This window comes from Rhizobium sp. IBUN, assembly GCF_000510625.1.
GTDB lineage: Bacteria > Pseudomonadota > Alphaproteobacteria > Rhizobiales > Rhizobiaceae > Rhizobium > Rhizobium altiplani.
Window position 1 is genome coordinate 127,181 of the sequence record NZ_AZNV01000004.1, and the last position, 22,202, is coordinate 149,382.

Sequence of the window (22,202 nt, forward strand, 5' to 3'; positions counted from 1 at the left end):
TGTCGCTTTCGCGGCGTTGATCCATCATTTGCGCTATCAAGCGCTTGCTAAGGTTCCGGGGTCTCCACCGGCTGGTTCCTATGCGAGCGATTGATTGCCCTTTGTCCTCCGGTTTTCCGGAGCTCTGGAATTGGAAGAGGGAATCGATATGACCACCCAGCGCATCCGCGACTTTCTCGCAACCCGACGTCCCGACGGTCCCTGCCTCGTGGTTGACCTCGACGTCGTGCGCGATAATTTCTCTGCTTTCCGTCACGCCATGCCGGACAGCGCGATCTACTACGCCGTCAAGGCAAACCCGGCTCCGGAAGTCCTGAAGCTGCTCGCCGACATGGGCTCGAGCTTCGATTGCGCGTCAGTCGCTGAAATCGAAATGGCGCTCAATGCCGGTGCAACCGCTGCCCGTATTTCCTTCGGCAACACGATCAAGAAGGAACGCGACGTTGCCCGCGCGCATGCGCTCGGCGTCAGCCTCTTTGCGGTCGACAGCCACGAGGAAGTCGAGAAGATCTCGCGTGCCGCTCCCGGCGCCCGCGTGTTCTGCCGCGTCCTGACGGATGGTGAAGGTGCTGAATGGCCGCTGTCGCGCAAGTTCGGCTGCGTCCCGCAGATGGCTGTGGACGTTCTCGTCTACGCGCATCAGCTCGGCCTCGAGTCCTACGGTGTGTCGTTCCACGTCGGTTCGCAGATGACCAAGGTCGATGCCTGGGATTCGGCTCTCGCCGACGCCAAGCGCGTCTTCGTTCAGCTGGCCAAGCAGGGCATCCACCTGCAGATGGTCAACATGGGCGGCGGCTTCCCGACCAAGTATCTGCGTGATGTTCCGTCGGCGGAAGCTTACGGTCGTGCGATCTACCAGAGCCTACGTGACCACTTCGGCAACAACCTGCCGAAGACGATCATCGAGCCGGGCCGTGGCATGGTCGGCAACGCCGGTGTCATCAAGACTGAGGTCGTGCTGATCTCGAAGAAGTCGGACAACGACGCAGCCCGCTGGGTGTTCCTCGACATCGGCAAGTTCGGCGGTCTCGCCGAGACGATGGACGAAGCCATTCGTTACCCGATCCGGACCGAGCGCGACGGCGACGAAATGGAGCCTTGCGTGATTGCCGGCCCGACCTGCGATTCCGCAGACGTGCTCTACGAAAAGAATCTTTATCCGCTGCCGATCTCCCTTTCGATTGGCGACGAGATCCTGATCGAAGGCACCGGGGCCTACACAACCACCTACTCGGCGGTCGCGTTCAACGGCTTCGAGCCGTTGAAGGCCTACGTCATCTAATATTGCCAGCCCCGTAGCCAGCCGGGGCGGCATTCTCACAATTCATATCAATCGCCGCTGATATCGGTTTTGGGTACGGGAGGCCACGATGGCCGCTGTTCTTGATTCTGTCCGCGCATTTTTTGCGCCTTCTGTCTTTACCATCGACGCCGAGAACGCTGGCGACGTCGTGGCTCGCGAAAACCTGCTGGATCGTGCCATGGGCGCGAACCGCCGCAAGAAGTCGTCGGAAAAGATCCGCCGTGGCCGTGTGCCGGCTGAAGGCCTGGCGCTGGTTGCACGCGATCGCGACGGCCATGTCATCGGCACCGTGCGCCTGTGGAACGTCGAGGCCGGCGTCAACGCCGAAGGCACGCCGATCAACGCGCTGCTGCTCGGGCCGCTGGCGGTTGATGCGAGCTTCGAGGGCAAGGGCGTCGGTTCGGCGCTGATGCGCGCCGCCATGCTGGAAGCGAAGAACCATGGGCATGGCGCGATCCTGCTCGTCGGCGATGCCCCTTACTACGAGCGTTTCGGTTTTTTTTCCGGGAAGGCTCAACATCTCGTCATGCCGGGTCCCTTCGAACGCTCGCGCTTCCTGGCGCTGGAGCTCATCGAGGGATGGCTTGACGGTGCGGCCGGCATGATCGTCCCCTCGGGGCGGATGCTGGCAAGCGCCCCGGTCCGCAGGGCGGCGTGATCGGCAAGGCCTCTCCCCTGATGGGGAGGGGCCTTTTGTTTTCTCGTTTTTCGGAAATCAAGTTTAGGAGGCGCCGGAAAACCGGACGAACGCTTAGCCTAAACTTTTATGACTGCGTGCCCCCTCAGGCTTCAATTATTTGACGACGCTTGTGTCGACCAATTGAGTTCCGGCAGTCTGAACGACATTTTCAGGTATAGCGGCGATGAAGAACATCGTGAAAGCATAAACCGCGAATATAGTCGCTGCGGCAGTGGCCCTTAGAATCATTCATGCACTCCTATTCTCAGGAGTTCAATGTGGGCTCAAAAAGTGGCTTTCCAAAGAGTTTTCTGAACGCCAGATGAACAAAAAACTGTGAGAGCAAAAATTAATGATATTTTAGCAACACCTGAGTTTCGCCCCAAAGTGGGCGAAATTCCTGATTTGTTCTCACGAATTTGCAATTATTTCAAGCATATAGATGAAAGTTTGGGCATTGGTTTTCCTCGCTGGCGCGTGGTCGCCCTATAATCTCCTCGTCATCTGGCAGGGAGCCGGGTTCATGAACCGGTCCGCCTTCCGTTCATATTTCGGCGCTCGATGATGGTTGCCGAGGCTGGGTCGGATACCGTCAGGGTTGAAGATCCATCGGGGAATCGGGATCGGGAGACGCTCCTGTCGAACTTGAGAAGCCGGAAAGCTCGCCGCAATCGGGCAGGCGATGCAGCCTGACATCCCATTCCGCTACCCCAAATCGCCTGCCCACTCCTATCGGGAAAACCGTCACGAAGCATGGCTTCGCGCGGCGCCTTGGGCTGCCTGCGGGATGGCGGCCTACGCCTGTGGTCGTGTTCATCAGACGCGTCCCCGCCGATCATAAATTTTCACGTCCGCGTGAGCCGCATCGGGCGGACGATGATTATGCATTCTGCCTACGCTAGCTCAGCGAAATGATCACGCGCCTCGCTTTGCTCGTCGCTTTCCTGCTGTCGCCGCTCGCTGCCGTTGCACAGCCGGAGAACGGCCGGACGGCAGTTTTGCTCGAGAGCTTGTCCTCACGCGTGGAGTTGAAGCCGCTGAGAACCGTGATCGTCGCCAGGGATGGGCGGACGGTGGCGGAACAGGGCTACGGCGACCACGCCGCGACTGAGTCAGTCAACATCAAGTCCGCTTCCAAATCGATCATTTCATGCCTCGTCGGCATCGCCATCGAAAAGAAACTGCTGGAAAGCCCCGACCAACGGATCGCTCCGATCCTGAAAGCTGATCTGCCTGCCGATCCCGATCCGCGGCTTAACGAGATCACCATCGGCAACCTACTTTCGATGCAGGCGGGGCTTGGTCGCCTGTCTGGTCCCAATTACGGGCGCTGGGTTGCCTCGCGCAACTGGGTGCGTTTTGCCCTTGCCCAACCTTTCGACGACGCGCCTGGCGGTCAAATGCTCTATTCGACCGCCTCCACGCACCTTCTCTCGGCGATCCTGACGAAGGTCAGCGGGAGGTCGACGCTGGCGCTCGCCCGCGAATGGCTGGCACCCGTTAGCGGCTTTAGGATCGGCGCCTGGGAGCGCGATCCGCAGGGCATCTATCTCGGCGGGAACCAGATGGCGATGACGGCCCGCTCGCTGCTGGCTTTCGGCGAACTCTATCGCAACGGCGGCAAGGCTGCGGATGGTACGCAGGTCGTGCCTGCGGACTGGATCGCGCAATCGTGGCAGCACCGCACCAATTCGCGCTTCTCCGGCGACGATTATGGCTACGGCTGGTTCTCGCGACAGATTGGCGGCGAGGAGGTCCATTTTGCCTGGGGATATGGCGGCCAGATGCTCTACATCGTCCCCTCGCTCGGCATGACTGTTGTCATGACATCGGACGAGAGCGGCCCATCGGCGCGCACCGGCTACCGCGATGCGCTGCATGGTGTTCTTGCGGAGATTATCGAGGCGGCGCGGCTGTCCTGATAATACAGCCGCGCAAAAGCTTAGGCTGCGATATCGACGACACCGCAATCGCCGGCTTCGGAAGCGAAGGCCAGCAGCTTGCCGTTCTTGCTCCAGCTCATCGACGTGATCGCGCCTTTGCCGGGTCGGCGCAGCAGCGCTTCCTTGCTGTCGGCAATGCGGACGGCGAGGATCATGCCGTCGATGAAGCCGATCGCCAGGATGTCTTCGACAGGGTGGAACTTCACTGAGGTCGCCATGATGTTGGCGCGGGTGCCGAGCTCGAGCGGCGCTTTGCCCATCGGGCCGTCTTTGCCCTGGAATGGCCAGACGATCGCAGCCGGCGCACCTGACGAGGCAAGCCACTTGCCCTTCGCGGACCACGAGAGAGACTTCACCTTGGCGGGGTAGCCGGTCATGCGCATGTGCCGGGCTTCAGCGCCCGCCTTGCTGTCGAGCTTCCATCCGTGCAGTGCATTCTCCTGCATCGTCGTGACGAGGAAGTTGCCGTCAGGCGAGAAGGTGACGCCGGTATGGGCGCCCTTCCATTCGAGGTCGACCGGCTTGGCAGCGGTGCCGACCCAATGCAGCGACACGCCGTTGTAGCGCGCGGCGGCAATGCGCATGCCCTTGGGCGCGAAGGCGAGGCCTTCGACGGTCCGCTCTTCGGTAAATTCCTTGGTCGTGCCGTCGGCGAGGCGCACGAGAGCGCTCTTGCCGTAGGAGTAGGCGACGGCGCCCTGCGGGCCGGCGGCAAGCTGGGAAATCCATTTGCGCGGCGCGTTTGCAAGCTCGGTCACCCCGGCATCGGCTCCGATGCGCAGCACCTTGCCGTCCTCACCGCCGGAAATCAGGCTTCCGCTATACGGGTCGTGGATGCAGCTCAGCATGCCCTGATGGGCCTCGGTCACCTTCTCGCCGCCGTCGAGGCGGTGGATGGTGCCAGCGGCATTGGCGAAGAAGGGGGTGTCACCTAAAAATTCGACGGCCAGGATATGGCCGTCGAGATCAAACGGGGCAACTGTGGGCATCAGGCCGCCGCCTCGCATGCCTTGAAGGAAGCTTCGAGCTTTTCGTGATCAAGTTCGCGGCCGATGAAGACAAGACGGGTCTCATGCTTCTCGCCGTCCTTCCAGGGGCGCTGGTGGTCACCTTCGATGATCATGTGGACACCCTGAACGACGTAGCGTTCGGGATCGTCCTTAAAGGCGATGATGCCCTTGAGGCGCAGGATATTCGGCCCCTGAGTCTGCGTGATCTTCTGGATCCAGGGGAAGAAGCGTTCCGGGTTCATTTCGCCGCCACGCAGCGAGACCGACTGCACCGTCACGTCATGGATCGGCGACATGGCGCCATGATGATGGTGGTCATGATCATGATCATGATCATGATCATGGTCATGGTCATGGTGGTGATGGTCATGATCGTGGTCGTGATCATGCGCATGATGATGATGGTGGTCGTGGTCGCAATCCGGACCGCAGACGTGATCGTCATGGTCATGATCAAGAAAGTGCGGATCGTTCTCCAGCGCGCGTTCCAGGTTGAAAGCCCCCTGATCGAGAACGCGGGCCAGATCGACGCCCGAGCGGCTGGTCTTGTAGACGCGGGCCGAGGGATTGATGGCGTGAACGATATCCTCGATCTGCGCCAGCTCTTCCGGGGTGACGAGGTCGGTCTTGTTAATCAGGACGACGTCGGCAAAGGCGATCTGGTCTTCGGCCTCGCGGCTGTCCTTCAGGCGCAGCGGCAGATGCTTGGCGTCGACGAGAGCGACAACGGCGTCGAGTTCCGTCTTGGCGCGCACGTCGTCATCCATGAAGAAGGTCTGGGCGACCGGCACAGGATCTGCAAGGCCCGTCGTTTCAACGATGATGCCGTCGAAACGGCCGGGGCGGCGCATCAGGCCTTCGACAACGCGGATCAGGTCGCCGCGCACGGTGCAACAGACGCAGCCATTGTTCATCTCGTAGATCTCTTCGTCGGATTCGACAATGAGGTCATTGTCGATGCCGATCTCGCCGAACTCGTTGACGATGACCGCATACTTCTTGCCGTGGTTCTCCGACAGGATGCGGTTGAGCAAGGTCGTCTTGCCGGCGCCGAGGTAGCCGGTGAGAACGGTAACGGGGATAGGCTTCTGCTGGGTGGGGATCGCGTCGGTCATAAGAACCTCGAGAGATGGCACGCCCGGGGGCGGGGCTGAAAATTCGTCGGTCTCATATAAGGAGTTGCGGGCGGCAGTTCAAAGGGTTTTGTATGTTATAAGATCACATCGCACCGGCGATGGTTTCAATCGAGCTCCGCCGCGTCGAATGCATCGACGTCCTGCAGCAGTTCGGCTAGCCCCCTCACGGACTGCGCAATCAGCGCCTCGCCCTTCTCCGCCGTCGCCAGCGACGCGTTGCCCGCCACGCCCGATGGGCTAAGGTCAGACATTTTCCATCCGAAGGCGTGCGGGCCATAGGCACGCAGATGCTTGAAGCGGGCAGCGAAATCCGACTGTCGGGACGGGAAGTCTGCAGCCTTGGTCATGTCGACCTTATCCGGGTGAAGCGCCAGCATCACCGACGTCTCGATGTCGCCGCCGTGGATGTCGATCGCCTTTGCCTCGGGCGAGATGACATCGGCGGGAACGCCGAAGCGCGTCCAACTCGTGGCGACGGCGAGCATGTTGAACCGGACGCGGGCCTCCGTCGCAACGATCGTCATCAGCGGTGAGTTGCCGCCATGGGCATTCAACATCACCAACTTGCGAATGCCCATGTCCGAGAGCCTCCGGGCAATGCCGAGCCAGCGTTGGATGGCCTCTCCATATGTCAGCGTTTGCGTACCCTTCACGTCCATGTGCTCGATCGAATAGCCGACTGTTTCTGTCGGCAGAAACGTGACCGGCGAGGCGGCGGGAATTGCAGCCTTGAGCCGGGCAACGATTCCGGCTGCAATCAATGCGTCGGTGTCGAAGGGCAGGTGAGGTCCGTGCTGCTCGTGGGCGCCAAGCGGCAGGATTGCGATCCACCGACTGCGGTCCGAGGGGGAGAGATTCGGATCGTTGTGTTCGAAGTCGCGAGAAGGCACATTCATCCGGCTAAGCCCTCTTGTTTATGACGAGATGATGCGCAATGTGATAGCGCAGCGTTCTCAATGCTTATCGCATAAGCCCTTAAACCAAAATCGATTTAGGGGAGATGATTATGAATGTTCCGGCTCCCTTGCAAGGCGAGGGATGCGCAACACGGCAAAGTCAAAGGAATCGCGATGGGGAAGAAGCACAAGGACGGTAAGAAGCAGAAATCCAAGAAGAAGGACCAGACCGAATATACGGTTGTAGATCTTTCGCCGGCTTTGACACAGGCGGCCCGCTCGATGCGCACCGTGCTGTCTCGCAACCTGCTTGAAAGCGGTCTCTATGCCGGCCAGGACGGCGTGATTTTGCTGCTCGCGGAAACCGACGGGATGACGGCAGGCGGGTTGGCACAGAAGCTCGGCGTCAAGGCGCCAACCATGACGCGCACGATCGGGCGCATGGAAGCCCAAGGCTTCCTCGAACGCAAGCCGGATGCCGACGATGCCCGCCTGACCAAGGTCTATCTAACTGAACTCGGTCGCGGCAGCGTCAAGGCAATCGAAATGGCGTCCTCGGCGTGCGACAGCATGGCCACCCAGGAGTTCTCCGAGAAGGAAATTCGCAATCTTGTCCGTCTCTTGAGGGCAATCGACGGCAACCTGCAGTCCGCCGCCATCCCTCTCGATGAGCCTGAGGAAATCTGACAGATTTGTGAAATTACGAATTGCTTCGTTGCGTTTAATCTTTTAATTAAACATTTTAATAGTGCTCGACTCTTGAAATGGTTGGGCGCAAGGACAACCGCGCGTTGCCTGGGGAGGACACGTGGCTCAAAAGATAAAGCTTTCGACGATCGCCGAAACGCTCGGCATTTCCACAGCAACCGTATCTCTTGCCTTACGTGACAGCCCGCTCGTGGCTGGCGCCACCCGGGACAAAATCAAGGAACAGGCCCGCGCACTCGGCTATATCTATAACCGCCGCGCCGCCAGCCTGCGTACGTCCCGCTCTGGCATCATCGGTGTCGTCGTCCACGACATCATGAACCCGTTCTATGGCGAAATCCTGAAGGCGATCGAAAGCGAGCTCGATCGCAGTCGGCACACCTTCATTCTGTCGAACCATTACGACTCCGTCGAAAAGCAGCGCACCTTCATCGAAACGCTGCTGCAGCTCGGTGGGGACGGTGTCATAATGTCCCCGGCGATCGGTACGCCGCCGGAGGATATGCAGCTTGCGGAAGACAACGGCATGCCGGCGATCCTGGTGGCCCGCTCGCTGGACGGATTGGACCTTCCGACCTATCGCGGCGACGACAGCTACGGCATTTCGCTCGCCACCAACCATTTGATCGGCCTTGGCCATCGCTCGATCGCCATGATCGGCGGTACCGACCAGACGTCGACGGGACGCGATCGCTATCAGGGCTACGTCAATGCGCTGCGCAAGGCCGGCATCGACGTTGATCCGGGTCTACGCATTCCCGGTCCGCGCTCGATGCAGGGTGGTTTCGAAGCGGCGGTGCATTTCCTGTCGCTGCCGCAAAAGCCGACGGCGGCGGTCTGCTGGAACGATCTAGTCGCGATCGGCCTGATGAACGGCATTTCCCGCGCCGGTCTCGTTCCCGGCAAGGACATTTCCGTCACCGGCTATGACGACCTCGAGGAAGCGTCAATATCGATGCCGGCGCTGACCACCGTCTGGAATGGCCAGGCGGAAGTCGGACGCCTTGCTGCCCGCGCGCTTCTCGATCGCCTGGCGGGCAGCCACGAGCCCGACGGCATCCATCTGATCAAGCCCGAGATGCGCATCCGCCAGTCGACCAGCCCCTACCGACCGCGCCCGTAGCAAGCCAAGAGGAAGTGCCATGTCCCGCATCGCCGTTCTCGTTCCCGGGAAGATACACGAACGCGTCCTGACACGCCTGAAGGAGAGCTTCGACGTTGTCGAAGCCAATCCCTCGACGCTTGACGCGGAGGCCGCTGGAAAGATTCGCGGTGTCGCCGTTTCCGGCACATTTGATTCGGCAGCAATCGACAGTCTTCCGAAGGTCGAACTGATCTCCAGCTTCGGTGTCGGCTATGACGGCGTCGATGCCAAGCATGCGGCAACCAAGGGTATCATCGTCACGAACACGCCCGATGTGCTGAACGACGAGGTCGCCGATACGGCGATCGGACTGCTCCTCAACGCGGTGCGAGAGCTTCCTCGTGCCGAGAACTGGCTGCGGGCCGGCAACTGGAAGCCCGGGCAGAACTATCCGCTGTCGCGCTTCTCCCTGAAGGGGCGGCATGTCGGGATCTATGGCCTTGGCCGCATCGGCCAGGAGATCGCCAAGCGCCTGGAACCGTTCAAGGTGAAGATCAGCTATCATACTCGCACGCGCCATGCCACCGCGCCCTATGGCTACTACCCCTCGCTGAAGGACCTTGCGGAAGCCGTCGACACGCTGATCTCCATCGTCCCGAAGACGCAGCAGACGCACAAGACGATCAATGCCGACATTCTTTCGGCGCTCGGCCCCGACGGCGTGTTCATCAATGTCGGGCGCGGGTGGACCGTTGACGAAGAAGCGCTTGCCGCGGCACTGAAGTCGGGAACGATCGGCGCGGCCGGCCTCGACGTCTTCTACAACGAACCGAACGTGCCGGCTTCGCTGCTCGATCTTCCGAACGCCGTGCTCCTGCCGCACCTCGCCTCAGGCTCGGTGCCGACGCGCAATGCGATGGCGGATCTGGTGGTTGACAATCTCGTTGAGTGGTTCGGGAAGGGCCGGCCGCTGACGCCAGTTCCGGAAACACCAGCGAAGGGCTGATTGTCTCAGTCTCGGGCCGGGATGAGGCGCGCACGCGGACAAACCGTCGGCCTCACCCCAGTCTACCGTGCCTGGCTACTTGGCGACGTGCCAGACGCCGCCGACGCCATCGCCTGTCATATCGCCGGGCTTCTTGTCTCCGGCGAACGTGTAAAGTGGCTTACCTTCGTATGCCCACATTTCCTTGCCGTCGGCCGCCTTGACGAGTGTCCATTCGCCTTCGGCCTTGGCCTTGGCGGCGGTGTGGAAGGCTGGCCACTTCTTCAGGCAAGCCTCGTCGCAGTTCGATTTGCCCATGGCGTCCTTGTCGAACGTGTAGAGCGTCATGCCTTTGGCGTTTGCCAGGATCTTGCCCATCTTCGTATCGACCATTTTGGCCGGTTCCGCCGCAAACGCCGCAAAGGCGGTTGCAGCCAACAGGCCGGCAGAGACGATCAGCGTTTTCATGGTTACCTCCTGTTCAGGAGTGCCAGCGGGATGCTGGTAGCGCCCGATGTGAGCAAGAAACGTTCCTGCGACTTGGCGGTTCCATGGTCTTGCTGACAGCGGTGCGCATTCGGATTTGTTTTACTCGATCGCACGCAACGCGCATCTTTCTGCTGGAAGCGCCCAGGGCATTGTTCGCGTATGCGTTGAAAAGTGTGGTCAGCTATTGCAGAACTTTCGAATGGGGAAATCTCCCTGTCAGATGGCTGCTGCTGCAAACTGTCTTGCCAAACCCAGGGTGGATCGCAATCCGATGAATGAAATGCGACGCAAGCTGACGACCATCTTCTCGGCCGATGTCCAGGACTATACGCGGCTGATGGGCGCCGACGAGGAGGGTACCCTTGCCATGCTGAAGTGGTCGCGCGATGCGATGTCGCGGCTGATCGGCGCGCATGGCGGTCGGGTGATCAATACCTGGGGCGACGGCCTAATCGCGGAATTTCCGAGCGTCGTCGAAGCTGTGCGCGCTGCCATCGATGTCCAGAACGAACTCGTCGGAATAAACGCCGCCCGGCCGGCGGAAGGACGCATGCTCTATCGGATCGGCATCAATCTCGGCGATGTCATCGCCGAGGGTGACGACCTCTACGGCGACGGCGTCAATATCGCCGCCAGGCTTCAGGCTTCCGCAGCAGCGGGCGGCATCGTGATCTCCAACACGGTCTACGACCAGGTCCGCAACAAGGTCGCCGTCGGCTTCGATTTTCTCGGGCCACTGACGGTGAAGAACGTTAGCGAGGCCGTGCCGAGCTATGCTGTGCGGATCGGAGACGACGTGTCCACGACGCCCGCACCACGGGCTCGTCCGTTGCCGGCGGCTGCGGCACCTGGGCCGGGGCGCCCCCTTGCTCCGAAGGTGCGGAAGATTGGCGGGGTGTTCGCGGTTGTCGCGATCGCGTTGGTTGTGATCAATCTTTTGACATGGCAGGGCGAGTTCTGGGCCGTCTGGCCGCTCCTCGGCCTTGCATTCGTCGCTGCGATGGCCTGGAACCGGAATCAGAGCCGCTTCGACCAGCGTCTTGCCGGCTTGGCCGTCATCGGCATTGGTATCGTGATCATCAACTTGCTGACATGGCACGGGGTGTTCTGGGCGATATGGCCGCTGCTGGGCCTGGCGGTCGCCGTCGGCCTGCGATGGGCGATGCGAAGGTAAACGCAGGAGCTCCTATCCGCCGTGCTCGGATGGGACAAATTGATTCGACTGCCTGCGGTCGCTGTGATCCACTCGCCAAGTTTTATTGCCAATCTCGAAGTATCCAAACCAGGGAGCTGAACATGGGCAATACCTCTGTGCACAGCGAGACTGCGGCCAGGACCCCGGCAATGCGGACGGCCGACATGAAGCTCGAGGTCATCGTCGTCCCGGTCTCGGACGTCGACCGTGCCAAGCAGTTTTACAGCAATCTCGGTTGGCGGCTGGATGCCGATTTCGTCACGGGCGACGACTTCAGGGTCATTCAATTCACGCCTCCGGGCTCGCCCTGCTCCATTATCTTCGGCAAGAACGTGACGGCGGCCGTGCCCGGCACGGCGCAGGGCCTCCATCTGATCGTTTCCGATGTCGAAGCCGCTCGTGCCGAGCTCGCCGAACGCGGCGTCGCGCTGAGTGATGTCTTCCACGATGCCGGTGGCGTCTTCCATCATGCCGGCGAAAATGCACGCGTGAGAGGTCCGCATCCCCAGCACAAGAGTTACGGCTCGTTTGCTTCATTCAGCGATCCGGATGGAAACGGCTGGCTGTTTCAGGAGATCACGACCCGACTGCCTGGGCGCATAGATGCTGATGAAACGATGTATTCGTCTGCCAGCGATCTCGCCGCCGCCTTGCGCCGTGCGGAAGCCGCTCATGGAGAACATGAGAAGCGCATCGGCAGGCGCGATGAAGACTGGCCGACCTGGTATGCGGAATACATGGTTCGCGAACAGGCGGGCAAGCCGCTGTCATCGTAGGTTTTCACCGTGCAGCCACAAAGGGCCGCGCAACTGGCAGGCCAATCAGGCGGGGGTTTTTTCCGCCGCCTTGGCGACCTTGCCTGCCGCGTAATCCCTGACCGCATCGCCGAAAGCGGAGAAGATCTGGTTGGACGGCTTGTCGGTCTCGGCCCAGTACTCCGGGTGCCACTGGACGCCGACCGCAAAAGCCGGGGCATCGATCACGGACACGGCCTCGATCGTGCCGTCCTCGGCGACCGCCTCGACCTGCAGGCGCGGCGCGGTCTTGGCGATCGCCTGGCGATGCAGTGAGTTCACCCTGATCTCGCCGGGGCCGACGATACCTGCGATGCAGGAACCTTCCTTGACGAAGACGCTTTGGCGGATCGCGTACTTGCCGTCACGGTCTACCTCGGCCGGGGTGCGATGATCCCATATGCCCGGTTGGTCCTGGATTTCGCTGGCAAGCGTGCCGCCCATTGCGACGTTGAGTTCCTGAATGCCGCGGCAGATTGCGAGCAAGGGAATGGCGCGGTCGATGGCACGGCGGATCAACGGCAGAGCGGTGGCGTCACGGGCGATATCGAAGGGCCCGTCGGCATCGGTCGCCGTTGCCCCATAGTAAGACGGGTGGACGTTGCTGGCCGAACCGGAGACGAGAACGCCATCGACGCGGTCCAGAATCGCGTCGGTTCCGTATCCTTCCTCGAAGGCCGGAATGATGAAGGCCATGACACCGGCGGCGTTCAGCGCAGCGCGGACATACTGATGCTGGACGGCGTGCCATGTGGCACCGTCGAAGGTGCGGATATCGGCAGGAACGGCGACGATCGGCTTCGTCATTTTAACCCCGGTCGGAAGATGGAATTGGCTATTGAGAGAGCCGAGAACGGCCCGGAAGTCAACGTCTCGGCGCAATCGCGGGCGGAATTACGGCAGTCGTGGCCGGCGGCTCCGGCAAATTACCGCTAACCTGCTGATTCTCATGGAAATGCCCTTCGCCGCCATATTGCCGTTGTGATGCCAAAGACTAATGGCACAGTGCTTGAAACACGGTCGCCACCGTGCTTAGCTTCCCGCCATTGCTGCGGGTAGAGACGAGGGTTCGCCTCGCAGTGCCATCTATACGGGAGGTTTTTGATGGATCGTCGTTCATTCATGAAGAAGGCAGGAACCGCCGGCGCCGGCGCCGTTGCTGCTGCGGGTGCACTGGCAGCACCCGCCATTGCACAAGAGAACCCTAAAATTTCGTGGCGCATGACGTCGTCGTTCCCGAAGAGCCTCGATACGATCTATGGCGCTGCGGATGACATTGCCAAGCACCTTGCCGCGGCAACCGACGGCAACTTCACCATTCAGCCTTTTGCGGCCGGCGAAATCATTCCGGGCCTGCAGGCCGCCGATGCCGTCAGCGCCGGCACGGTCGAGGCCGCGCACACGTGCTCCTATTACTTTGTTGGCAAGGATCCGACTTACGCGATCGGCACTGCCATTCCATTCGGTCTGAACGGACGCCTGACCAATGCCTGGTTCTACGAAGGCAACGGCAACACGCTGATGAATGAGTTTTACGCCACGCAGGGCATTTATGGCCTGCCGGCCGGCAACACGGGCGCCCAGATGGGCGGCTGGTTCCGGAAGGAGATCAATACGCTTGACGACTTGAAGGGCGTCAAGATGCGTATTGCCGGTCTTGCCGGCCAGGTCATCAGCAAGGTTGGCGTCATTCCGCAGCAGATCGCCGGCGGCGATATTTATCCGGCCCTTGAAAAGGGCACGATCGACGCTTCAGAATTCGTCGGTCCCTATGACGACCTGAAGCTCGGCCTGCACAAGGTCGCGAAGTATTACTATTACCCCGGCTGGTGGGAAGGCGGCCCGACGGTCCACGCCTTCTTCAACCTCGAAAAGTGGAACAGCCTGCCTAAGCACTATCAGGCGGCACTGACCGATGCCTGCGCCTTTGCCAACACAAACATGATGGCAAAGTACGATGTGAAGAACCCCACGGCACTCAAGCAGTTGGTGGCGGAGGGCGCCACGCTTCGTCCCTTCAGCCAGGAAATCATGGAAGCCTGCTTCCAGGCTGCCCTCGGGATCTACGCCGAGATTTCGGCCTCGAACCCGTACTTCAAGAAGATCTACGAGGATCAGACCGCGTTCAAGCGCGATGCGTATCTCTGGGCGCAGCTGTCGGAGTACACCTTCGACACGTTCATGATGATCCAGCAGCGCGCCGGCAAGATTTGACCGACAGTCCAGTTCGGACAAACAAAAAGCCCCGGATTTTGGTCCGGGGCTTTTTGTTGTCAGTTTATCTTCGGGGGCTGGCCGAGGTCCGTTGCAGGCGGCGCGGGCGTTGCGGGTGCCGGCGCGGGCGGCTGGCCGGGCAGGCCGTTCATCGGCGGCAAGCTCAGTCCGGGCATTTGCGGTGGGCCGCCGCCCGGGGTTCCCAGCGGGGGCAGCGACAAGCCGTTGCCGCCGAAGCCCGGCACTTCGATCTTGATCGAGTTCGGATCGACTTTCGGTCCCTTGTCCAGCCAATACGTTACCGATTGTGGCCAGAAGATCACGATCGCGACGAGGACCAGCTGCATGCAGACCCAGGGCAGGGCGCCCATGTAGATGTCCGACGTCTTGACGCTGCGATCGGCAATGGAGCGCAGGTAGAAAAGCGCGAAGCCGAAGGGCGGGTGCATGAAGCTCGTCTGCATGTTGACGCAGATCAGCACGCCGAACCAGATCAGGTCGATGCCGAGGGCTGAGGCGACCGGCGCCAGCATCGGAATGACGATAAAGGCGATCTCGAAGAAATCGAGGAAGAAGGCCAGCACGAAGATGAAGATGTTGACGAAGATCAGGAAGCCTACCGGGCCGCCGGGGATGCCCGACAGCATGTGTTCGATCCAGCGCGAGCCGTCCATGCCTTGGAAGACCAGGCTGAAACAGGTCGAGCCGATCAGGATCATCACCACCATCGAGGTGATGTGCATGGTGGAGCGCATGGCCTCCTGCATCAGCGGCCAGGTGAGGCGGCGGTGCATGGCGGCAAGCACCATTGCGCCGACAACACCGAGCGCACCGGCTTCGGTGGGGGTTGCGAGCCCCATGAAGATCGTGCCGAGAACCAGGAAGATCAGCACGATCGACGGGATCATCCCGGACAGAACCCGCAGGAGCAGCGCCCAGTTGAAGTCGCCCCGCACTTCTTTCGGCAGCGGCGGCATAGAGGCCGGCTTCAGGATCGACAGGATCAGGATATAGCCCATGAAGATCGCGACCTGCAGGATCGAGGGGCCGATGGCGCCAAGATACATGTCGCCGACCGATTTGCCGAGCTGGTCGGCAAGGACGACCAGCACCAGGGACGGCGGAATGACCTGGGTAATGGTGCCGGAGGCGGCAATGACGCCGGTGGCCAGCCTCGGGCTGTAGCCGTAACGCAGCATGATCGGCAGCGAGATGACGCCCATGGTGATGACGGATGCGGCAACGGTGCCGGTGATGGCGCCAAGCACGGCGCCGACGAGGATTACCGCGTAGGCAAGGCCGCCGGGAACGCGGCCGAACAGCTTGCCTGTTCCCTCGAGCAGATCTTCAGCCAGTCCGCAGCGCTCCAGTATGGCGCCCATGAAGGTGAAGAAGGGGATGGCGAGCAGCAGGTCGTTGGAAACGATCCCGAAGAAGCGCAGCGGCAGGGCCTGCAGGAAGGCCTCGGTGAAATGTCCCGTGGCGATGCCGATGATGCCGAAGAACAGGCCGACGGCAGCCAGCGAAAAGGCGACCGGAAAGCCGTAGAGCATGAATAGAACCATGCCCACGAACATCGCCGGCGGAATAATGCCGAAATCAAACAATGGTGTTCCTCCGGTCCGGCTTACTGCAGCGGTTTTTCGTATTTCGTATCGATCAGGATGTAGCCGGTCAGGGCGGCGATCCGCTTGATCAACTCGGAGATCCCCTGAAGCGACAGCAGCCCGAAGCCGAGAACGAGGATGAACTTGACCGGCCAGCGGATCAGGCCGCCGGCATTGGCAGAGATCTCATGCTGTTGGTAAGAGGACAGAAAAAAGGGCCAGCAGAGCCAGGTCAGGAAGATGCAGGCCGGGATCAGGAAGACGATGAGACCGATGATATCGATCCAGATCCTCGCTTTGTCGGAAACGGAGCCGTAGATGAGGTCGACGCGTACATGTTCGTTCATACGCAGCGTGTGTGCTGCACCGAGCACAACGATGAAGGCGAAGAGATACCATTGGATCTCGAGCCAGCCGTTGGAGCTATAGTTGAACGAGTAACGGATGAGTGCATTGGCGGCGCTGATCAGGCAGCAGAGCAGCACCATGTATTCGGACAGTTTGCCCATGAATTGGCTGACCGCATCGATCAGCCGGCTGACCGTCAGCAAAGCCGGCATGCCTTTCCCCCTTTTTATCGTGCCTGTTTCGACACGTTCTCCTCTCTGGATTGGTAGACTAGGGTGTTTCAAATTGGAAGATTAAAGGGGGCGTGTTGGAATATAGTCTTATGCGAAGCGCACGCCGCAGGCACTGCCGACGACTCCCTGGCACTGCCGACAATCGAGCATGGCAGGCCCGGAATCAAAGATCTCCTTGTAGCTGCGCAAACCTTTATGAAACCAGGATTTTCGCGTTATGGTTTTAAAAAATTCAACCAAATCTATGGTTTGGACGAAATCAATTTTTAAAGGGTTCGCAGTAAGGTCTCGCCGCACAGGAAAAGCATGGATGAAGCCACATAACCCGGGCAGGGTTCCAACGGATGTGTATCTGTCGTTTGTGAGTTCCCTTTCTGGGAACCGCATGACGTTGCTCGTCGGTGTTATCGTTCACGCGGCGACTTGCCTCGCAATCGCCGCCAAGACGCAGTCTTTCCTGTATCTCATCCTCGCCGCTGCCTTCGTCCTTGTGTTCGGCGGACGCATGGCGATCTTCTGGCAGTTCGATCGCGTCGACAAAGAAAGACTCTCGTACGCCGGAATACAGCATTGGGAGCGAATTCTCGTGGCCGGCGCTGCCGGCACCACGACACTCCTGGGCATTGCCAGCGGTTATGCCATATTTTTCTTGGGCGATGGTTTTGCGGAGCTCGCCTGCATTGCCGTGACCATGGCCACCATGGTTTCCGTCGTTGGCCGCAACTACGGTTCGCGCATGGCGATCGACCTGCAGACCTTCTCTTGTTGCCTGCCGATGATCATCTGCAGCCTGATGGCGCTGGACTTCTATCGTGGAATCCTGTCGATTTTTCTCATCCCATTCTGGCTGACGACACGGGCCATGGCCAACGGGGTGCGCGAGTTTCTCTACGAGAATGTCATTGCGCGCCGGGAAATCACCGTGATCGCCGACCGTTTCGATACAGCGCTCAATAACATGCCGCATGGCCTCGTCATGGTCGATCCCGAAAACCGTATCCAGGTGATCAACCGCAAGGCCTGCGAACTTCTGAAGATCGGCGACCCCGAGCGCTTGAAGGAGCGCGACCTCAGCGCGGTCCTGCGTTACGGCGCCCGCTACAGCTTTATGGATTCCACGCAGCCGGAGCTCATCCTCCGCCAGATGACCCAGGTCGCCGATGGCAAGCTGTCACGCATGCTCATCCATTTTCCCGAGGATCTGTCGCTTGAATTCTCCGCAAGCCGCCGGCCTGATGGCGGCGCGGTGCTGATCTTCGAAGACGTGTCCAGCCGCGTGAAGGCAGAGCAGAAGATCTTGCACATGGTTCGATTCGATGCTCTGACCGGGTTGCCGAACCGCGAGTATTTCAGCCATCTCGTGCAGGACTATCTGAACAAGCACCCGAAAAAACGCGGGCCTGTTGCGTTCATGGTGCTTGATATCGACGAGTTCAAACACGTCAACGACATGCGCGGCCATATCACCGGCGACCATCTTCTCTGTGCTATCGCCAACCGCATCGAGGAGCAGGCGCGCAAGGCCATCGTCGGCCGTCTGATGGGTGACCAGTTCATCCTGTTCTTCCCGCATGCGAAGGATATGGAAGCGCTGGACGCCGAAGTTCGTCGTTTGCATGCTGCGATCCAAGGCAACTACGAAGCCGACGACGTGACCTTCTTGGTTTCGCTGAGCGGTGGCTTTGCGCTTCTTGAAAGCGATGCCTTCGCGATGGAAGAGTGGAGCATCAAAGCCGACTTGGCATTGTTCGAAAGCAAGTCGAAACAGCGCGGCGGTATTGCAAGCTTCGAGCGCGAGATGGATGGCCGCTACATCGAGCAGCAGAAGCTCAAGGCCGATCTGCGCGAAGCGGTCGGGATGCAGGGGCTCAGCATTGCCTACCAGCCGATGTTCAAGGCCGACGGCTCGCGTATTGAATGCGCCGAAGCGCTTGCTCGCTGGGTGCATCCGGAAAAGGGTGCCATTCCGCCCGACGTGTTCATCCGCCTGGCGGAAGAGATGGGCATCATCTCGGACATCACACGCTTCATCCTGATGAAGGCCTGCGCAGATTGTATGACTTGGCCCGAGCATATCGCGGTCTCGGTGAACCTTTCCGCCAGAGATCTGCGGGATGCAGACATTCTTTCCGTGGTTTCCGAAGCACTGAGCGCCTCGGGTCTGGGGCCTGAGCGACTGCATCTCGAAATCACCGAGAGTTGCTTGATCGACGAGCCGGCCGCTGTGCGCGCCATCCTGGCGGACCTGCGGGCGCGCGGCATCACGATCGCCATCGATGATTTCGGCACTGGTTTCTCGAGCCTCAGTTACCTCGACACGCTTCCGCTTGATATCGTCAAGATCGACCGGTCCTTCCTGCGCAACATCGTCGAGGACGACCGCCGCCTCAAACTGCTGCGCGGTACCGTCAATCTGGCGCGTGAACTTGGCCTCAAGATCGTCACCGAAGGTGTAGAGACGACCGAGCAGTTGGCCCTTCTCAACAAGTATCGTGCGACCGATCTCGTGCAGGGCTATGTTTTCTCGCCGGCCGTTCCGGCGCAAAATATCGCGATCCTTTCGCAGAGCCTTGCGGGCGGCCCCACCCCGCGCCGCCGCCCTAAGGTAGCCTGAATCTCAAATTTTCAGCTTGTGGAAGCGGCCCATGCCGCTCCGTTCCCTGGCGAACACCGTTAACCTTAACAATTCAAATATAACGCAAATTATCGTTGGTTCCTTGCCGTCGGCTGTTTTTTCGGATGATTAATGAATTATTAACCGATCAGCCGAGGAACCATGGTGGATACTCCTGTAACAACGAGCGATTTCAGTAATAAGCTTCTTGGAATTCTAGATCATATTGAATACCGCCGCATGGAAAGCAGCGAGGACATGATCGAGGTGGAGCGCCTGCGCTACAAGGCTTACAAGGCCCATGACGTGCTGGCACTGGCTCCAAAGGGACTGTTGGACGCGACCGATTTCGACAGTCACGCGCATGTCTTCGGTATCTATTATTACGGCGAGTTGGTCAGCACGATACGGCTCCATTATGTTACACCTGAGCATCGCGTCAGCCAGTCCGCGGGCGCCTTTCCGTGGGCGATGGACGCGCTGCTCGATGCCGGGCTGACACTGATCGATCCGGCGCGGTTTGCCGCCGATCCTGATCTGACCGCCGATCTGCCTTGGATTCCCTATCTGACGTTGAGACCCAGTATCGTCGCGGCCGCATACTTCCGCGCGGACCGCGTCCTTCAGTTCTGCCGGCCTCCGCATGCCGCTTTCTACAAGCGGGTCTTCTATGCCGATACGATCGTGCCCGGTCAGCTGGCAAAGAACTACGGAATCGACATGACGTTGATGGCAACGAACGTGATTGAAGTGGGGCGCAAGCTGCTGACGCGCTATCCGTTCTTTATCTCCAGCGCCAGCGAACAGCGCATGATGTTCTCGCGCATTCCGGAGGACACGCTGCCGCCCCTCACGATCATCCCCACAGCTCGCTTCGTGCCGAACGGTCAGCTTGGGACGGATCTCCCCCTCTGATCTGCGATGCATCGCGAAATGGAGAGTGTCGCACCAACTGCGGCATTCTCCTGCATTGCGCTTTTCCCAGGCTTTGTGTAATGCCTGACAAGGGAATTTCCAGGCGCAAGCCTTGGGAAATAATGGCATTCGTGGCCGTGTCTCAAACCGGCCAGGCATTTTGAGGGAGACGATATTCATGGCTGAGCATCACACCGGACCTGCAGAAGTCGGCGCGCCGATGGATTATAAGGAACACGAGCAGACCTACCTCATGTTCCTTGCCGCTGCTAAGTACGGCACGCTGTTTCTCGTCGCTCTCCTGCTTGGCATGACGGCTGGCTTCTTCACCGGTGCTGGCTTCCTCGGCGGCCTCGTTGTCCTGCTAATCGTCTTCATCGCCGGCCTCGTTCTGCTGCGTTAAGCGCGGCGCGGGGAGGGCGCTTTTCCAAGCTTTGACTAAATGTTCGGGCTGAGCAGGGGGACCTGCGGCAGGCTGGCTGACCCGGAGGAGGGGCGGTTGGGCAATATTGTTTTTGTGGCGAAGGAAACCACGGGGGATGAGACGCGCGTCGCTGCGTCCGTCGAGACCGTAAAGAAGATGATTGGGCTCGGACTCGACGTCGTCGTCGAGTCCGGAGCGGGCACCAAGTCGAAAGTTCCGGATGCGGAATTCGAAGCGGTCGGCGCGCGGATTGGCTCGATCGGTGCGGCGGCGACCGCGGATGTGGTATTGAAGGTCCGTCGTCCGTCGGACGAGGAGATCGGCGGCTACAAGAGTGGCGCGGTCGTCATCGCGGTCATGGATCCCTACGGCAATGACGAAGCGATCGCTGCCATGGCCAAGGCCGGGCTCTCCAGTTTCGCCATGGAGTTAATGCCGCGCATCACCCGAGCGCAGTCCATGGACGTTCTTTCCTCGCAGGCAAACCTCGCAGGCTATCAGGCGGTCATCGAAGCGGCTGCGGTTTATGACCGTGCCATGCCGATGATGATGACGGCGGCAGGCACCGTTCCCGCGGCCAAGGTCTTTGTCATGGGCGCTGGTGTTGCCGGCTTGCAGGCTATCGCCACGGCGCGTCGTCTCGGCGCCGCGGTGTCGGCGACCGACGTTCGCCCCGCGGCCAAGGAGCAGGTTGCCTCTCTGGGCGCCAAGTTCATCGCCGTCGAGGACGAAGAGTTCAAGGCGGCCGAGACGGCCGGCGGTTACGCCAAGGAAATGTCCAAGGAATACCAGGCGAAGCAGGCCGCCCTTGTGGCCGATCATATCACCAAGCAGGACATCGTCATCACCACGGCCCTGATCCCGGGGCGTCCGGCTCCGAAGCTGGTCTCGCGCGAGATGCTGAAATCGATGAAGCCGGGTGCGGTTGCGGTCGACCTTGCCGTCGAGCGCGGCGGCAATATCGAAGGCGTCAAGCCGAACAAGGTCGCCGACGTCGACGGCGTGCGCGTCATCGGCTTTTCGAATATGGCCGGCAGGATCGCTGCCAGCGCCTCCCAGCTCTACGCCAAGAACCTCGTCACCTTCCTTGAGACTATGGTCAACAAGGAAACGAAATCGATCGCCCTCAATCTCGAGGACGAACTGATCAAGGCGACGATGCTGACACATGCGGGCAATGTCGTGCACCCGGCGTTTGGCGCAAAGAAGGGGGATAACTGATGGCCAGTGAAGCAATGGACAAGGCGCTGGAGCAGTTGAACCAGGCCGTGAATGCCGTGGCGGCGGCGGCCGCCCATGCTCCAGAGGCGGCAAGTGCTGCAACCGGCGGTGCGATCGATCCCTTCGTGTTTCAGTTCGCGATCTTTGTGCTGGCGATCTTCGTCGGCTATTACGTCGTCTGGTCGGTGACGCCGGCGCTGCATACGCCGCTGATGGCGGTGACCAATGCGATCTCGTCAGTGATCGTTGTCGGTGCGCTTTTGGCGGTCGGCATTTCGACCAGCGGGCTTGCGACCGGCTTTGGCTTCATCGCCCTGGTCCTCGTCTCCGTGAACATCTTTGGCGGCTTCCTTGTCACCCAGCGCATGCTGGCGATGTACAAGAAGAAGGACAAGTGAGGACCG

Annotated in this window: 21 protein-coding genes; 14 read left to right on the top strand and 7 right to left on the bottom strand. The window is 60.2% G+C overall.

Annotation, left to right across the window (positions count from 1 at the left end; all coding sequences use genetic code 11):
* Positions 1–148 precede the first annotated feature (148 nt).
* From odc2 to RHIBUN_RS0106325, 3 genes are all read left to right on the top strand, one after another.
* Positions 149–1,282, top strand: a complete 1,134-nt coding sequence (gene odc2 / locus RHIBUN_RS0106310) for an ornithine/lysine decarboxylase (RefSeq protein ID WP_025658907.1) — start codon at positions 149–151, stop codon at positions 1,280–1,282.
* 88 nt (positions 1,283–1,370) lie between these two features.
* On the top strand, positions 1,371–1,961 hold the full coding sequence (locus RHIBUN_RS0106315) for an N-acetyltransferase (RefSeq protein ID WP_025658908.1): 591 nt from the start codon (positions 1,371–1,373) through the stop codon (positions 1,959–1,961).
* A gap of 932 nt (positions 1,962–2,893) precedes the next feature.
* Positions 2,894–3,904, top strand: coding sequence for a serine hydrolase (locus tag RHIBUN_RS0106325; RefSeq protein ID WP_025658909.1), 1,011 nt, complete (start codon positions 2,894–2,896; stop codon positions 3,902–3,904).
* Between the two features lie 20 nt (positions 3,905–3,924).
* Here the strand turns inward: RHIBUN_RS0106325 and RHIBUN_RS0106330 are convergent, their stop codons facing one another.
* The 3 genes from RHIBUN_RS0106330 to RHIBUN_RS0106340 form a co-directional block, all read right to left on the bottom strand.
* Positions 3,925–4,914: a WD40 repeat domain-containing protein gene (locus RHIBUN_RS0106330; protein WP_025658910.1), complete on the bottom strand. Its 990-nt coding sequence runs from the start codon at positions 4,912–4,914 to the stop codon at positions 3,925–3,927.
* Positions 4,914–6,050 carry a GTP-binding protein gene (locus tag RHIBUN_RS0106335; RefSeq protein WP_025658911.1) on the bottom strand — a complete coding sequence of 379 codons (1,137 nt, stop codon included), beginning with the start codon at positions 6,048–6,050 and terminating at the stop codon, positions 4,914–4,916. The genes RHIBUN_RS0106330 and RHIBUN_RS0106335 overlap by 1 nt, the downstream gene beginning before the upstream one ends.
* Positions 6,051–6,175: 125 nt before the next feature.
* Complete coding sequence (locus tag RHIBUN_RS0106340) at positions 6,176–6,967, bottom strand: creatininase family protein (RefSeq protein WP_025658912.1); 792 nt, start codon at positions 6,965–6,967, stop codon at positions 6,176–6,178.
* 174 nt (positions 6,968–7,141) lie between these two features.
* Here RHIBUN_RS0106340 and RHIBUN_RS0106345 point away from each other — a divergent pair, with 174 nt between their 5' ends.
* The 3 genes from RHIBUN_RS0106345 to RHIBUN_RS0106355 all read left to right on the top strand — a co-directional run bounded on the left by RHIBUN_RS0106345 (position 7,142) and on the right by RHIBUN_RS0106355 (position 9,765).
* Positions 7,142–7,654: a MarR family winged helix-turn-helix transcriptional regulator gene (locus tag RHIBUN_RS0106345; RefSeq protein WP_025658913.1), complete on the top strand. Its 513-nt coding sequence runs from the start codon at positions 7,142–7,144 to the stop codon at positions 7,652–7,654.
* A 121-nt stretch (positions 7,655–7,775) separates the two neighbouring features.
* A complete protein-coding gene (locus RHIBUN_RS0106350; RefSeq protein ID WP_018856567.1) occupies positions 7,776–8,798 on the top strand; it encodes a LacI family DNA-binding transcriptional regulator in 1,023 nt (340 codons plus the stop codon).
* Between the two features lie 19 nt (positions 8,799–8,817).
* Positions 8,818–9,765, top strand: coding sequence for a 2-hydroxyacid dehydrogenase (locus RHIBUN_RS0106355; protein WP_025658914.1), 948 nt, complete (start codon positions 8,818–8,820; stop codon positions 9,763–9,765).
* A gap of 75 nt (positions 9,766–9,840) precedes the next feature.
* Here RHIBUN_RS0106355 and RHIBUN_RS0106360 read toward each other — a convergent pair whose 3' ends face one another.
* Positions 9,841–10,212, bottom strand: coding sequence for a hypothetical protein (locus RHIBUN_RS0106360; protein ID WP_025658915.1), 372 nt, complete (start codon positions 10,210–10,212; stop codon positions 9,841–9,843).
* Between the two features lie 292 nt (positions 10,213–10,504).
* Here RHIBUN_RS0106360 and RHIBUN_RS0106365 point away from each other — a divergent pair, with 292 nt between their 5' ends.
* Positions 10,505–11,407, top strand: coding sequence for an adenylate/guanylate cyclase domain-containing protein (locus RHIBUN_RS0106365; RefSeq protein ID WP_025658916.1), 903 nt, complete (start codon positions 10,505–10,507; stop codon positions 11,405–11,407).
* Between the two features lie 122 nt (positions 11,408–11,529).
* Positions 11,530–12,204 (top strand): VOC family protein, encoded by a 675-nt coding sequence (locus RHIBUN_RS0106370; protein WP_025658917.1) that lies wholly within the window; start codon positions 11,530–11,532, stop codon positions 12,202–12,204.
* A gap of 45 nt (positions 12,205–12,249) precedes the next feature.
* On the opposite strand, the gene RHIBUN_RS0106375 is transcribed toward RHIBUN_RS0106370, so the two are convergent.
* Complete coding sequence (locus tag RHIBUN_RS0106375) at positions 12,250–13,029, bottom strand: gamma-glutamyl-gamma-aminobutyrate hydrolase family protein (RefSeq protein ID WP_025658918.1); 780 nt, start codon at positions 13,027–13,029, stop codon at positions 12,250–12,252.
* Between the two features lie 297 nt (positions 13,030–13,326).
* On the opposite strand from RHIBUN_RS0106375, the gene RHIBUN_RS0106380 reads away from it, so the two are divergent.
* Positions 13,327–14,436, top strand: coding sequence for a TRAP transporter substrate-binding protein (locus RHIBUN_RS0106380; RefSeq protein ID WP_018856573.1), 1,110 nt, complete (start codon positions 13,327–13,329; stop codon positions 14,434–14,436).
* A 59-nt stretch (positions 14,437–14,495) separates the two neighbouring features.
* On the opposite strand, the gene RHIBUN_RS0106385 is transcribed toward RHIBUN_RS0106380, so the two are convergent.
* A complete protein-coding gene (locus RHIBUN_RS0106385; protein WP_025658919.1) occupies positions 14,496–16,043 on the bottom strand; it encodes a TRAP transporter large permease subunit in 1,548 nt (515 codons plus the stop codon).
* Between the two features lie 20 nt (positions 16,044–16,063).
* A complete protein-coding gene (locus tag RHIBUN_RS0106390) occupies positions 16,064–16,603 on the bottom strand; it encodes a TRAP transporter small permease subunit (RefSeq protein WP_018856575.1) in 540 nt (179 codons plus the stop codon).
* Between the two features lie 331 nt (positions 16,604–16,934).
* On the opposite strand from RHIBUN_RS0106390, the gene RHIBUN_RS0106395 reads away from it, so the two are divergent.
* The 5 genes from RHIBUN_RS0106395 to RHIBUN_RS0106415 all read left to right on the top strand — a co-directional run bounded on the left by RHIBUN_RS0106395 (position 16,935) and on the right by RHIBUN_RS0106415 (position 22,196).
* Complete coding sequence (locus RHIBUN_RS0106395) at positions 16,935–19,238, top strand: EAL domain-containing protein (protein WP_025658920.1); 2,304 nt, start codon at positions 16,935–16,937, stop codon at positions 19,236–19,238.
* 162 nt (positions 19,239–19,400) lie between these two features.
* Positions 19,401–20,153: a hypothetical protein gene (locus RHIBUN_RS0106400; protein ID WP_025658921.1), complete on the top strand. Its 753-nt coding sequence runs from the start codon at positions 19,401–19,403 to the stop codon at positions 20,151–20,153.
* A gap of 178 nt (positions 20,154–20,331) precedes the next feature.
* Positions 20,332–20,556: an aa3-type cytochrome c oxidase subunit IV gene (locus RHIBUN_RS0106405; RefSeq protein ID WP_018856578.1), complete on the top strand. Its 225-nt coding sequence runs from the start codon at positions 20,332–20,334 to the stop codon at positions 20,554–20,556.
* Positions 20,557–20,652: 96 nt separating this feature from the next.
* The gene (locus tag RHIBUN_RS0106410; RefSeq protein ID WP_025658922.1) at positions 20,653–21,798 is read left to right on the top strand and encodes a Re/Si-specific NAD(P)(+) transhydrogenase subunit alpha; all 1,146 of its coding nucleotides are present in this window, start codon (positions 20,653–20,655) and stop codon (positions 21,796–21,798) included.
* Positions 21,798–22,196, top strand: a complete 399-nt coding sequence (locus RHIBUN_RS0106415) for a proton-translocating transhydrogenase family protein (protein WP_018856580.1) — start codon at positions 21,798–21,800, stop codon at positions 22,194–22,196. The genes RHIBUN_RS0106410 and RHIBUN_RS0106415 overlap by 1 nt, the downstream gene beginning before the upstream one ends.
* Positions 22,197–22,202 lie beyond the last annotated feature (6 nt).